General features: G+C 47.5%; 1 protein-coding gene. It reads right to left on the reverse strand.

What is annotated here, in order from left to right:
* Positions 1-46: 46 nt before the first annotated feature.
* Positions 47-15,826 carry a non-ribosomal peptide synthetase gene (locus NIAKO_RS11520; RefSeq protein ID WP_014218589.1) on the reverse strand — a complete coding sequence of 5,260 codons (15,780 nt, stop codon included), beginning with the start codon at positions 15,824-15,826 and terminating at the stop codon, positions 47-49.
* Between the last annotated feature and the right edge of the window lie 13 nt (positions 15,827-15,839).

The following is a 15,839-nucleotide window of genomic DNA, read 5'->3' on the forward strand; positions in this document are numbered from 1 at the left end:
ATTGATTGCTGATTTACATTTTATTGAATGGAAGCGGAATGTATATTTAGCGTTTTAGCCAGAGAAGGTTTTGTATCTCTTCCCCTATCGATTCTATGTCGGGATTATTCATGAATTCAGTAATATCCAGGTCTACCTCATATAGCTCGCGGACCTTCAACGTTACTTTTATGGCGGAAATACTATGTCCGCCAAGCTCAAAGAAATTATCCTTCACCCCTATGGTGTCTTTGCCGCCACCCAGTACTTCACTCCACATGAGCACCAGGTTTTCCTCTATGTCGTTTCTGGCGGCTACGTATCCTGCGCTTTTATTATTTTCTGACAATGCCGGCAACAAGCTTCTGTCTATTTTACCATTGAGTGTGATGGGTATTTTATCTAATTGTATGATCCAGGAAGGGATCATGTAAGCCGGCAGTTTACGAAACAGCCAGGCCCGAAGCGTATTGATACTTATTTCTGTTGTGCCGGTAAAATAAGAAACAAGACCTTCGTTGCCGGCCGGCATTACTACGGCCTGCTCAATACCGGTATAGCGTAAGAGCACCTGTTCTATTTCTCCGGGTTCTATTCTGAACCCTCTTATCTTGACCTGATCGTCTTTTCTACCCAGAAAAGCAATATTTCCATCTGTGAGCAGGCGGCCAAGATCACCGGTTCTATAAATGAATGCACCCGGTTTAAACGGATCGGGGACAAATTTCTGTGCAGTAAGTTCGGGCTGGTTCATATAGCCGTTGCCAAGGCCATGCCCCCCGATGCAGATCTCTCCCACTACACCCTGTGGTACCAGCTGCAGATCATTATCCAGCATATATACATAGTTGTTGCCGAATGGCCGTCCCAGTGAGATCACTTCCGAAGATGAAAGGTCAATATGTTTAACCAGTTTTCCGATGGTGGTTTCTGATGGACCATAATGGTTAAACACCTGGCATTGCCCACCGCCTGACCGTATTATTTCTAAAATATCCGGGGTTAGCCTTTCACCACCGAAGATGAGGCATTTGCGGGGTGCAAACAGCTTCCCTTTACCCTGAAGGGCTGCGTAATGTGAAGGAACTATCTTCAGGCAGTCGATGTTGGCCCGGCTCATATTGTCGGGGTTCTTTACATCTGCTGCAGAAAAAATATGCAGGGCGCCACCTATCAGCAAAGAAGTGTAAATAATGGTATTGCCAAGGTCTGCTGCTATGGTAGAAACCAGGCCAAAGCTATTGCAGTCTTCAATATTGGTGCGGCCTCTGATGCCATAGGAATAGTCCACCAACGCCCGATGACTGATCATGACCCCTTTGGGCTTTCCGGTAGAGCCTGAGGTATAGACAACATACGCCAGGTCTTCAGGACCGGAAACTGTTTCAATTTCTGTTATGGGGAAATCTGACCTGCCGGTGCTGAACCGCTCAAATTCTTCCCCATCCAAGAGGGCTTTGCATTTACTATCGCTGATCATGTAGTCTATGCGGTCCTTTGGAAATTCGGTGTCTATTGGAATATAAGCCGCACCCGCTTTCAGGATGGCCAGCATAGCTATTATCATTTTTTCGCTTCTTTCCAATGCTATGGCCACCAGGTGGCCCCGGTTTATCCCGTATTTATTAAGCAGGTAATGGGCTAATTGATTCGACTGTTCGTTTAGTTCTTTGTAGGTGAGCTTTACATCTCCATACACCAACGCAAGGTTCGCCGGTGTTTTGGCCGCCTGTTCTGTAAACAGGTGGGCGATGGTTTTATTGGCCGGGTAGGGAATGTTGTTATCGTTTAATTCAATGATCAGGTGTTTCTTTTCAGCCGCAGTCAGGTAATCGAGCCTGTTAAGTGGAACAAGCGGCGACTGAATTACCGCGCCAAGCAGTTGTTCCAGATGATTCAATATTCTTTCAGCTGTGCTGCGGTAAAAAATATCACTGTTATATATAAGGGCAGCTTCTATTCCGTCGCCAATAATTTTAAAATCAAAAGTAAGATCGAACCTGCAGGTAAGACTTTTTCCTTCGGCATAGTCGGTCACGGCCAAATCACCCAGTGAATGGAATTTTCTTTTACTTTCTGATTCCTGTAATACGAGTACCACATCAAAAAGAGGATTTCTGGCAACATCCCGTGGAAGTTTTAATTGTTCAACGAGTTCATCAAATGGATATGACTGATGGGAATAAGCATCCAGGGTGAGCTTATGAATAAGGGCCAGCAGCGACTCAAAACTGTCTTCGCCTTTAAACCGGGAGCGCAGGGCGAGGGCATTTATATAAAACCCTATCTGGTTTTCCAGCTCAAGATGATCTCTGCACGAAACCGAACTACCAATAATAATATCTTCCTGACCTGTGTACCGGTATAGCAGGGTATTTACTGCAGCCAGCAATCCCATGAATAGCGTGGCCTGTTGTTTTTGCAGCAAACCTTTAAACTCATTACACAGGCGGGCGTTCAACCGCCTGGTGACACGGCCGCCGGCGTAGGTCTTTATTGCGGGCCGGGGCATATCGCCCACCAGGTTTAGAACAGGTAACTGACCGGCAAACTGCTCCATCCACCAGGTACGGTGCGCCTGAAAGCCTTCTCCCTTGAGCTGTTGTTGTTGCCAGCAGGCATAGTCCTTATATTGGATTCGCAATGGCGCCAGATCGTGTTCCCCATTATAAAGTTCCAGTAATTCATTTATGAGTACGTTCATTGACAGGCCATCACTGATAATATGGTGCATTACGTAACTGAACACCCATTTGTTATCAGCAAGCCTGTACAGGGCGGCTCTTAACAACGGCCCCTCAGCCAGGTTAAACGGATAAGCAAAATCACCCTGTACAAGATCATGTACCCGTTCTTTGTTATCACGCAGGTCGGTATAACCGATTTGGAAGGGAGCGGGCGCCTGTATTTCCTGCCATACGTCTCCGGCTTTATCTTCTTTAAATATTGTCCGAAGTATTTCATGGCGTTCGATCAGGGTAGCAAAAGCAGTTTCCAATGCTTTTATATTCAGGGCTCCTTCAAATACATAGGCTCCGGGCACATTATAGGCTATAGAAGCCGCTTCAAAACGGCTCATTACCCATAAACGGCGCTGTGAAGAAGAGAGGGTATACCGTGGCTGTACAGGAACAGGTACAATATCGGTATAAACAGTTTTTGCCGCGGCATTCACCAATAACGCTAATTCTTCCAAAACAGGATGGCTGAAAATCTCTTTCAGTCCAACCTTTACATGGAATGCCTTAAACAGGCGGGTGACCAGGCGGGTGGCTTTTATGCTATTGCCACCCAGGAGGAAAAAGTTATCTTTTACACTTATCTTTTCTTTATCTAACAGCTCACTCCATATGTATACCAGTTGCTGCTCGGCTGCATTCCGGGGAGCAATGTATTCATTGCCTGTATCCATGGCATGATCTTCCGGAGCAGGGAGGGCTTTTTTGTGAACCTTACCGTTATTGTTTAATGGTAAGGCATCGAGCTGAACAAAATGCGCCGGTATCATATAGGCCGGCAGTGTTTTTTCGAGATAACCCGCCAGCATGGAAGTATTAAGCTCCTTGTTGCTTACAATATAGGCCACCAGTTCTTTTTCACCTTCCGTGCCGGTATGTACCGTTACTACGGCTGCGCTCACTCCGGCATATTGCTGTAAAGTATGTTCAATCTCTCCTGTTTCAACTCTGAAGCCACGAATTTTTACCTGGTTATCTTTACGGCCAATGAACACCATTGTACCATCTGGTAACCAGCGGCCCATGTCGCCTGTTTTATACATCCGTTCGCCTGCTTTGACCGGGTTGGGTACAAACTTTCCGGCAGTCAGTTCAGGTTGATTCAGGTAACCCCGGGCCAGGCCATCACCTCCTACACAAATTTCACCGGCCACTCCTATGCCGCATAATTGTCCGTTTTCATCAAGGATATAAGCCGTGCTGTTGTTGATGGGGCGGCCTATGGGGATAAGCTCTCCTGCGTGGTTACCAATTTCGTGTGTGAGTGAAAAGGTAGTATTCTCTGTTGGCCCGTAACCATTTACCATACGCAACGAAGGATAAGCTTCTTTTAAACGGTTGATATGTACGGGTGATAGTTTATCGCCACCGGCTATCACTGTTTTCAAACCTGCAAACAGCTCTATGGCCCTGTCAACCAGCTCATTTAGCCAGCCGGCAGTAAACCACATCGTATCTACTTTCTTTTCATTTATCTCTGCAGCAAGCAACGATGCATCCAATAGTTTATCATTACTGCAGAAAACAAGCTTCCCGCCTGTTAACAGCATACTCCAGTATTCAAAAGTAGTAGCATCGAAGGAGATGGCGCCGGTTGACAAAAGGGTTTCATTCCCTGTTAATGGAACAAAATTGCAGGGTATCACCAGCCGCAGTACGCTGCGGTGTTCTACCATTACACCTTTGGGCTGGCCGGTAGAACCGGAGGTGTACATAATATAGGCCAGGCTGGTGGCAGTGGTGACAGCCGGCATATTTGCAGCACTGTAATTGTGTTTTTCTTTTTCAAATGTTGTCAATACCTGCTCGTCTATCAGCATTTTGCACCCGCTGTCGGCCGCTATATAATCGATGCGATGCTGCGGATACTCAGGCAATACCGGTACAAAGGCTGCGCCGGCCTTCAATATTCCCAGTATTACGATCATTAGCTTTTCGGAACGCTGCAGTTTTATACCTACCCTGTCGTTAGGGTTGATTCTATGGTTGTGTTTAAGGAAATGCGCCAGCCGGTTGGCTTCTTCATTGAGCTGCCTGTAGGTAAGCGTGGTATTGCCAAATACGATGGCCGTCTTATCGGCTGACCGTTCGGCCTGCCATTCAAAAACATCAACGATCGTTTTGTTGCGCGGATAATCATCAGCCGTGCTATTGAATGTTTCTATCAAATGATGTCTTTCCTTCGCAGTCAGATAATTTAACTTATTAAGCGCTGTTGACGGATCTTCGATGATGGCCGTTAACAATTGTTCCAGGTGGCCCATCATTAACTGTGCTGTATAAGCGGGGTATATATCACTATTGTAAATAATAGTTACATCGAGGTTGTCGCCAAACTCAGCAAAAGTAAACTGAAGATCAAATTTACTATTGACGCCGGTACCGGTATTGTAGGCAACCGACTGAAGATCTGTGAAGCGCTCATTATGAACTTCAGGATTTTCCTGTAACAATGCCAATGCTACATCAAACAGCGGATAACGGCTCCTGTCATGTTGCAGGTTTAGCTCGCCTGCCAACTGATCGAACGGGTAAGCCTGGTGTGTGTAAGCATCTAATGTCTGGCTGCGAACGTCAGACAGTAATTCTATAAAGCTAACTCCGCCTTTAAAACGGGATCGTAACGCCAGGGTATTTACATAAAAGCCTATCTGTCCTTCCAGGTCAACATGTTCGCGGCCAGCTACGGGCGACCCTATAATTATATCTTCCTGGCCGGTGTAACGATATAATAAAGTGTTAACAGCGGCCAGCAATCCCATGAACAGCGTGGCGTTCTGATGGTGCGTAAGTTGTTTCAATCCTTTATACAAATCACTCCCCAACTGTTTATTAACCTGTCCTCCTGAATATGTCTTAATGGCAGGGCGTGGCCTGTCTGTCAACAGTTCCAGCACCGGCAGTTCTCCGCCGAGGCGATCCCTCCAGTATGAACGATGCGCCGCCATTTTTTCGCCATTCAGTTGCTGCTGTTGCCAGGTGGCGTAATCTTTATATTGTATACGTAAAGGCGATAGCTCATTTTCGCCTTTATATAATTGCAACAATTCTTTCATAAGCACCTCCATGGATACGCCGTCGGAGATGATATGGTGCATTACATAACTGAAGACCCATTTGTTATCGCCTAACTGGTATAATGCCGCTTTCAATAACGGCCCTTCTGTTAAATCAAAAATGTGCAAGGCATCCTGTTCGAGCAGTGCATTCAACTTTTGCTGATCCTGTCTCAGGTCTGTATATGAAATCGCAAATGGCGCTGGTGGTTTAATGAATTGCCTTACCTCATCTTTTTCGCCTTCCCTGAATACCGTTCGTAAGATCTCATGGCGGGCGATGAGTCTGGTGATGCTTTTTTCAAGGTCCATTATGTTTAACAGCCCCTCGAAAAGATAAGCACCGGGAACATTATACGCTACATTGCCCTCTTCAAACTGGCTCAATACCCATAAACGCCGCTGGGAGGAAGATAATACATAGCTGTCCTGTACAGGCGCCTGCGGAATTGCCGCAAAGGTGGTTTTGCCGGAAGCTGCTATCAGCAAGGCCTGGTCTGCCAATACCGGATTGGCAAAAATATCTTTTAAGGCTATTTTTACTTCAAACTCCCTGTGCAATTGCGTGGCCAGGCGAATGGCTTTCAGGCTGTGCCCGCCCAGGGAAAAGAAGTTATCATTTATACTTATTTTTTCTTTGTTAACTCCCAGCACTTCACTCCATACATCAGCCAATTTTCTTTCGATGTCATTTCCCGGCGCCTGATAAGCAGTGTTGGGTTGCGTTTCCTGTTCCCCGGGAGATGGCAGCTTTTTCCTGTCCACCTTTCCGTTGGCGTTTAAAGGAAGCGCCTCCAGTTGTATGTAGTGCGCCGGCAGCATGTAAGCCGGCAGTGTTTTAGCCAGGTGTTCCGTAAGTAAAACCGTGCCTGGCTCCGTGTTGCTTACTATATAGGCAATCAGTTCTTTTTGTCCGTCACTGCCGGTGCGTGGCACTACTACTGCATTGGTTATATCGCTGTGTTGTTGTAATACCTGTTCGATTTCGCCCAGCTCAACGCGGTACCCCCGGATCTTCACCTGGTCGTCTTTACGGCCGGTAAACATGATCACGCCTTCATTTGTCCAGTGACCGGTATCGCCGGTGCGGTACATCCGTTCGCCTGCTTTAACCGGGTTGGGTACAAACTTTTCGGCAGTCAGTTCGGGTTGGTTCAGGTAACCCCGGGCCAGGCCATCGCCCCCCACACAAATTTCACCGGCCACTCCTATGCCGCATAATTGTCCATTTTTATCGAGGATATATGCCGTGCTGTTATTGATGGGACGGCCTATAGGAATAATTGTTTGTTCACTACCAATTTCATGAGTCAGCGAGAAGGTGGTATTTTCAGTAGGGCCATAACCGTTTATGATACGTAACGAAGGATAGGCTTGTTTTAAGCGATTGATATGTACGGGTGACAGTTTATCGCCACCGGCAATCACTGTTTTCAAAGTGGCAAACAACCCGATATTACCGTCTACCAGTTCATTTAACCAGCCGGCCGTGAACCACATGGTATCTACCTGTTTTGTTTTGATTGCTGCTGCAAGCAGCGAGTGGTCGAGCAGCGTTTCCCGGCTGCACATCACCAGGCTGCCACCGGTGAGCAACATGCTCCAGTATTCGAAGGTAGTGGCATCGAAGGAGATGGCGCCGGTGGACAATAGTGTTTCATTCCCTGTTAATGGAACAAAATTGCAGGGCAGTACCAGGCGCAGCACACTTCGCTGTTCTACCAGCGTGCCTTTGGGCTGTCCTGTAGAACCGGAGGTGTACATGACATAAGCCAGATCGGTTGCCTGGCTATCAACTGCCGGCATGCAAAGCGGTGTGGAGAGATTGTCCAGTTGAATATCTATGGCAAAGAGGCCGCCTGTATAGTAATCGAGCTCAAAAAGGTGATCGCTTTGAGTGATGAGTACTTTGGCCCCGGTATCGTTTAGAATAAATTGTTTGCGCCCGTGCGGATAAGCAGGATCTATGGGCACATACGCCGCGCCTGCTTTTAGGATGCCCAAAATGGCTACCAGCAGTTTTTCCGAGCGGTCGACCATTACCCCTACCAGGTCGTTGCGGCCCACGCCATATTGCTGGCGCAGATAGTGACCCAATTGGCTGGAACGTTCGTCGAGCTCTTTGTAAGTATATATATTGTCTTCAAATAATACAGCTGATTTATGCGGGGTGTTTATTGCCTGTTCGTTAAAGACCTGCGTTATTGTTTTGCTGGCCGGATAAACGACAGAGGTATCATTAAAGGCGCTCAACAAACGCTGTTTTTCCGGATCGCTGATATAATTGAGGTTGTTTAAAGACGTTGCAGGAGCCGCAATGATGGAACCCAGCAGCTGCTCAAAATGTTGCAACAGTTGTATGGCCGTGTTATCTGTATAGATATCGGTGTTAAACACCAGGTCTACAAGCAGGTGGTTATCTACCTCAATAAAGTTAAACGCCAGGTCAAATTTGCTCACGGCATCCCTTACTGTTGTATAAGGATGGATCGTCAGCGATTGGGTCAACTGTTCCGGTAAAGGTTTTACAGTTCCCATATTCTGTAACACAACCGATACATCAAAGAGCGGGTGACGGCTGAGGTCACGTTGCAGCGTAAGCTCATCTACCAACCGGTCGAAGGGATACACCTGGTGTGCATAGGCATCCAATGTGCGGTTACTGACAGCAGCCAGTAAGTCAATAAAACTATCGTCGCCTTTAAATTGGTTGCGCAGCGCCAGTGTATTGAGGAAATTACCCAGCTGGCCTTCGAGCTCAACATGTTCTCGACCGGCTATCTGGCTGCCTGTTATAATATCTTCCTGACCGGTGTACCGGTATAACAAGGTGTTCACCGCAGCCAGTAAACCCATAAACAGGGTAGCATGGCGTTCTTTTACCAGCTGCTTCAGTGCTGCGGTGAGTTCTGCGTTCAATTGGCGGGTGATGGATTGGCCCACATAAGTTTTTGCAGCCGGACGGGTTTTAGTTCCGGGCAACTCCAGTACGGGTAGTTCGCCTGCAAACTGCTGCAGCCAGTAAGCCCGGTGCACCGCCAGGGTATCACCACTCAATTGCTGGTGCTGCCAGTGTGCATAATCCCTGTATTGAATACGAAGCGGCGCCAGGCTGTGATCACCGCTATATAATTGTAACAGCTCATCGATCAGTATGATCATAGATACCCCATCACTAATGATATGGTGCATCACAAAACTGACAATCCATTTGCCAGCTGTTAACTGGTATAAACATACCCGCAGCAACGGTCCTTCACCCAGATCAAAGGGACGAGCAAAGTCTTTCTTTATATATCCTGTCACATCTTCCCCATTGGTCAGATCGATACAGTCAATCTTGAAATTAACTTCCGGCTGTATGAACTGTCGAACTTCTCCCTGCTCATCTTCCCTGAATACCGTTCGTAAGATCTCATGGCGGGCGATGAGTCTGGTGATGCTTTTTTCAAGGTCCATTATGTTTAACAGCCCCTCGAAAAGATAAGCACCGGGAACATTATACGCTACATTGCCCTCTTCAAACTGGCTCAATACCCATAGCCGTTGTTGCGCGGAAGACAGTGCATAACTATCCTGCTCAGGTGCTTTGGGGATGTTTAGGTATTCTGTTTTGGTTAATGTAGATAGTAGTAAGGCCTGTTCTTCCAGTACAGGATGAGAGAAAATATCTTTAAGGCCAACCTTTACACCAAATACTTTGTGTAACTGGCTGGTAAGCCGGATGGCTCTTAAGCTGTGGCCGCCCAGGTTAAAAAAATTGGCATACAAACCGATCTTCGCCGCCTCTATGCCCAGCACTTCACTCCATACCTCAGCCAACTGTATTTCGATACTGTTTCGCGGCGCCTGGTGCGTATCATTTGAGCCTGAGTAGAGGAAGTCCGGTAAAGGAAGTAAATTTCTATCTACTTTACCATTTGCGGTAAGCGGAAGCGCCTCCAGTTGTATGTAGTGCGCCGGCAGCATGTAAGCCGGCAGTGTTTTAGCCAGGTGTTCCGTAAGTAAAACCGTGCCTGGCTCCGTGTTGCTTACTATATAGGCAATCAGTTCTTTTTGTGCGTCACTGCCGGTGCGTGGCACCACTACTGCATTGGTTATATCGCTGTGTTGTTGTAATACCTGTTCGATTTCGCCCAGCTCAACGCGGTACCCCCGGATCTTCACCTGGTCGTCTTTACGGCCGGTAAAAATGATCACGCCTTCATTTGTCCAGTAACCGGTATCGCCGGTGCGGTACATCCGTTCGCCTGCTTTAACCGGGTTGGGTACAAACTTTTCGGCAGTCAGTTCGGGTTGGTTCAGGTAACCCCGGGCCAGGCCATCGCCCCCCACACAAATTTCACCGGCCACTCCTATGCCGCATAATTGTCCATTTTTATCGAGGATATATGCCGTGCTGTTGTTGATGGGACGGCCTATAGGAATAATTGTTTGTTCACTACCAATTTCATGAGTCAGCGAGAAGGTGGTATTTTCAGTAGGGCCATAACCGTTTATGATACGTAACGAAGGATAGGCTTGTTTTAAGCGATTGATATGTACGGGTGACAGTTTATCGCCACCGGCAATCACTGTTTTCAAAGTGGCAAACAACCCGATATTACCGTCTACCAGTTCATTTAACCAGCCGGCCGTGAACCACATGGTATCTACCTGTTTTGTTTTGATTGCTGCTGCAAGCAGCGAGTGGTCGAGCAGCGTTTCCCGGCTGCACATCACCAGGCTGCCACCGGTGAGCAACATGCTCCAGTATTCGAAGGTAGTGGCATCGAAGGAGATGGCGCCGGTGGACAATAGTGTTTCATTCCCTGTTAATGGAACAAAATTGCAGGGCAGTACCAGGCGCAGCACACTTCGCTGTTCTACCAGCGTGCCTTTGGGCTGTCCTGTAGAACCGGAGGTGTACATGACATAAGCCAGATCGGTTGCCTGGCTATCAACTGCCGGCATGCTCACTGGTGTGGAGAGATTGTCCAGTTGAATATCTATGGCAAAGAGGCCGCCTGTATAGTAATCGAGCTCAAAAAGGTGATCGCTTTGAGTGATGAGTACTTTGGCCCCGGTATCGTTTAGAATAAATTGTTTGCGCCCGTGCGGATAAGCAGGATCTATGGGCACATACGCCGCGCCTGCTTTGAGGATGCCCAAAATGGCTACCAGCAGTTTTTCCGAGCGGTCGACCATTACCCCTACCAGGTCGTTGCGGCCCACGCCATATTGCTGGCGCAGATAGTGACCGAACTGGCTGGAACGTTCGTCGAGCTCTTTGTAAGTATATATATTGTCTTCAAATAATACAGCTGATTTATGCGGGGTGTTTATTGCCTGTTCGTTAAAGACCTGCGTTATTGTTTTGCTGGCCGGATAAACGACAGAGGTATCATTAAAGGCGCTCAACAAACGCTGTTTTTCCGGATCGCTGATATAATTGAGGTTGTTTAAAGACGTTGCAGGAGCCGCAATGATGGAACCCAGCAGCTGCTCAAAATGTTGCAACAGTTGTATGGCCGTGTTATCTGTATAGATATCGGTGTTAAACACCAGGTCTACAAGCAGGTGGTTATCTACCTCAATAAAATTGAAGGCCAGGTCAAATTTGCTCACGGCATCCCTTACTGTTGTATAAGGATGGATCGTCAGCGATTGGGTCAACTGTTCCGGTAAAGGTTTTACAGTTCCCATATTCTGTAACACAACCGATACATCAAAGAGCGGGTGACGGCTGAGGTCACGTTGCAGCGTAAGCTCATCTACCAACCGGTCGAAGGGATACACCTGGTGTGCATAGGCATCCAATGTGCGGTTACTGACAGCAGCCAGTAAGTCAATAAAACTATCGTCGCCTTTAAATTGGTTGCGCAGCGCCAGTGTATTGAGGAAATTACCCAGCTGGCCTTCTAGCTCAACATGTTCTCGACCGGCTATCTGGCTGCCTGTTATAATATCTTCCTGACCGGTGTACCGGTATAACAAGGTGTTCACCGCAGCCAGTAAGCCCATAAACAGGGTAGCATGGCGTTCTTTTACCAGCTGCTTCAGTGCTGCGGTGAGTTCTGCGTTCAATTGGCGGGTGATGGATTGACCCACATAAGTTTTTGCAGCCGGACGGGTTTTAGTTCCGGGCAACTCCAGTACGGGTAGTTCGCCTGCAAACTGCTGCAGCCAGTAAGCCCGGTGCACCGCCAGGGTATCACCACTCAATTGCTGGTGCTGCCAGTGTGCATAATCCCTGTATTGAATACGAAGCGGCGCGAGGCTGTTATCACCGCTATATAATTGTAACAGCTCATCGATCAGTATGATCATAGATACCCCATCACTAATGATATGGTGCATCACAAAACTGACAATCCATTTGCCAGCTGTTAACTGGTATAAACATACCCGCAGCAACGGTCCTTCACCCAGGTCAAAGGGACGAGCAAAGTCTTTCTTTATATATCCTGTCACATCTTCCCCATTGGTCAGATCGATACAGTCAATCTTGAAATTAACTTCCGGCTGTATGAACTGTCGAACTTCTCCCTGCTCATCTTCGCGGAACACGGTACGCAGGACCTCATGGCGTTTGATTAGGGTATTAAAGGCCTGCTCAAACGCCGCTACCTGTAACCTGCCTGTAAACTCATAGGCTGCCGGTATATTATAGGCTACATTGCCATCTTCAAACTGGCTCAGTACCCATAGCCGTTGTTGCGCGGAAGACAGTGCATAACTATCCTGCTCAGGTGCTTTGGGGATGTTTAGGTATTCTGTTTTGGTTAATGTAGATAGTAGTAAGGCCTGTTCTTCCAGTACAGGATGAGAGAAAATATCTTTAAGGCCAACCTTTACACCAAATACTTTGTGTAACTGGCTGGTAAGCCGGATGGCTCTTAAGCTGTGGCCGCCCAGGTTAAAAAAATTGGCATACAAACTGATCTTCGCCGCCTCTATGCCCAGCACTTCACTCCATACCTGCACCAGTTGCTGTTCTTTAGCATTCCGCGGCGCCACATAACTGGCAGTGCTTCCCAATTCCATACCTTCGGGTACAGGCAGTGATTTCCTGTCTGCTTTTCCACTGCTGTTTAAAGGTAAAGCATCAAGTTGCACGTAATAGGAAGGCAACATGTACGCAGGAAGGCTTTTACGAAGATGGGCTTCTATGTCGAAAACATTCAATTGTATATTGCTCACCAGGTAGGCGATCAGGTTCTTTTCACCGTCGTTTCCGGTACGGGCTACTACTACTGCATCGCTTATATCACTGTGTTGTTGTAATACGTGTTCTATCTCACCGGTCTCTATCCTGTAACCACGGATCTTTACCTGATCGTCTTTACGGCCGGTAAATATGATCATGCCGTCGCTGGTCCAGTAACCGGTGTCGCCGGTGCGGTAGATCAATTCCGTCTTATTAAACGGGTTGGTCACAAATTTTTCAGCAGTCAGCTCCGGTTTGTTCAGGTAACCGCGCGCCAGGCCATCACCTCCTATACAGATCTCTCCCTGCACACCTACCGGTGATAACTGCCCCCGGGGATCCAGGATATACAATTGCGTATTCCAGATAGGACCGCCTATAGGAATAACCTGGTCGCCCCGATGCGTTGTATAAGCGCTGGCCTGTATGGACGCTTCGGTGGGCCCGTATAAATTATGTAAGGGGATATTCAATTGTTCATACCACCGTTCAACAGTGCCAGCGGTTAAGGCTTCACCGATCGTCATCACATTTGTTACACTGCGCATGCTGTGGCGTAAAACATCGTTATCAAAACCATACGCCAAAAAACTGTTCAACATAGAGGGAACAAAATGCACACAGGTAACGCCTTCCGAACTGATGAGGGACAGTAACTTTTCAGGCGAAGCCACCTCGTCGGGCGAACATAACACCTCGCTGGCGCCAAAGCACAGGGGAAGGAATAACTCTGATACCGATACATCGAAAGTGAACGAGGTCTTCTGCAGAATAATATCATCAGGCGTGAAGCCATAGTGCTTCCACATCCAGTTCAAACGGCTTACAACGCCGCGATGCTCCAGCATGCAGCCTTTTGGCCGGCCGGTAGAACCTGAAGTGTAGATCACATACATCAGGTTGCGGCTGCCGGCAACCGGTGGAAGATCGGAATCGTTGTACGTAAATAATATATTTTTTAGCTGTTCCAGTGCTGCTGTATCCAGCACGGCTTTACAATGGCTGTCAGCCAGTATATACTCAATGCGTTCGTGCGGATAGGTTGGATCAATGGGTACATAGGCGCCACCGGCTTTCAACACCCCGAGTAAACAGATCACCTGCCAGTCGCTCCGTTCCAACTGCACCCCTACCAGGTCATCAGCTCCTATCTTAAACTGTTTACGCAGGTGGCGTGCCACGCGGTTTGAAAGGCTGTTCAGTTCCCGGTACGTAAGGTGCGTATTTCCATATACGAGGGCTATCTTCTCAGGGCTAAGTAATACTTGTTCTTCAAATAATGCGGTTACCGTCTTTTGCGTAGGGTAACCCGTTTCGGTATCGTTAAACGACGCTGTTAATTCCTTCACCTCTTCGGGCGCCAGGAATTGAAGTTGATCGAGTGCCGTTGCGGGAGAGGCAATTATGGATGTAAGCAGGTTTTCCAAATGCCCCATCAACCTGTTTATGCTGCTTTCATTGAAAATATCGGCATTGTAGGTAAGGTCTACACTTATTGCATCACCTGTTTCGGCAAAGTCGAACTGCAGGTCAAACTTACTGCTCAGCGCCAGATCCCCTGTATACGCTTCCATGCTGGTTTTGCCTGTTCCAGTATTGTCTGCATAGTTGTGCAATACCACCATTACGTCAAACAAGGGATGACGGCTCAGGTCGCGCTGTAAATGCAATTCATCAACCAGCGCATCAAAAGGATAAACCTGGTGTGCATAGGCGTTCAGCGTATGTTCACGAACGAATGATAATAATTTTTCATAGCTGTCGCTTCCCCGGAACTGGCAACGCAGGGCCAGTATGTTCATATATAAGCCTATCTGGTCCTCCAGATCAATATGTTCGCGGCCGGCAACCGGCGTTCCAATTATAAGATCTGTTTGAGCGGTGTAACGGTACAATAAGGCGTTCACGGCCGCCAGCAATCCCATAAACATCGTTGCATCCTGCTCTTTAACCAGGCGCTTCAGGCCATCCCTTAGTTCTTTATTGAACAACCTGCTTTTTTTGCCGCCGGTAAACGATTTTACCAATGGCCGGGCGTTATCGCTCAATAACTCCAGCACAGGCAGCTCACCCGAAAACCGGTTCAGCCAGTATTTTCGATGCGCTTCCAGTTTTTCTCCACTCAATTGCAAGGCCTGCCAGTGCGCGTAATCCTTGTATTGCACCCGTAACGGCTCAAGAGCATCCGCTCCGTTATAAAACTGCAGCAGTTCTCTTATGAGCACCCCCATTGACCAGCCATCGCTGATGGTGTGGTGCATTACAAAACTTAAGATCCATTTGTTATCTGTTAACTGGTAAACCGTTGCTTTTAACAATGGACCTGTTGACAGATCGAACACATGGCTAAAATCCCGGTTTAACAATTCATGAACGGGTACTGTATTATTACGAAGATCAGTGAATGTAATATTGAAGTTGCCTGAAGCCTGAATCCACTGCCGCACTTCCCCCTGCTCGTCTTCCCTGAATACCGTGCGCAGTATTTCATGACGGCTTATCAATAAATTAAAACTCCGGTCGAGCGCTTCCCTGTTCAATTGCTCTTCAAACACAAAGGCGCCCGGGATGTTATACGCGATATTGCCCGATTCGAACTGGCTTAATACCCATAACCGGCGCTGTGCCGGAGATAAGGGATAGCTGTCTTGTACGGGTACCGGCGGAATACGGACTGCAAAAGAATCCAAAAAACCCTTTTGTTCGTTCTTTAAAAGGAATTGAATTAGCTCTTTCCTGTTCTCTTTTATTCTTGTTATAAGGTCTGCATTTACCTGAGCGCCGCTGGCAAATACTTTCAATTCGCCCGCAACTACTTCAAGCAATACATTATTATCCGCTATGTCCTTTAATAAGCTGTTCATACTGGAACTTGTT

Origin of the sequence: Niastella koreensis GR20-10, assembly GCF_000246855.1 — a bacterium.
Taxonomy (GTDB): domain Bacteria; phylum Bacteroidota; class Bacteroidia; order Chitinophagales; family Chitinophagaceae; genus Niastella; species Niastella koreensis.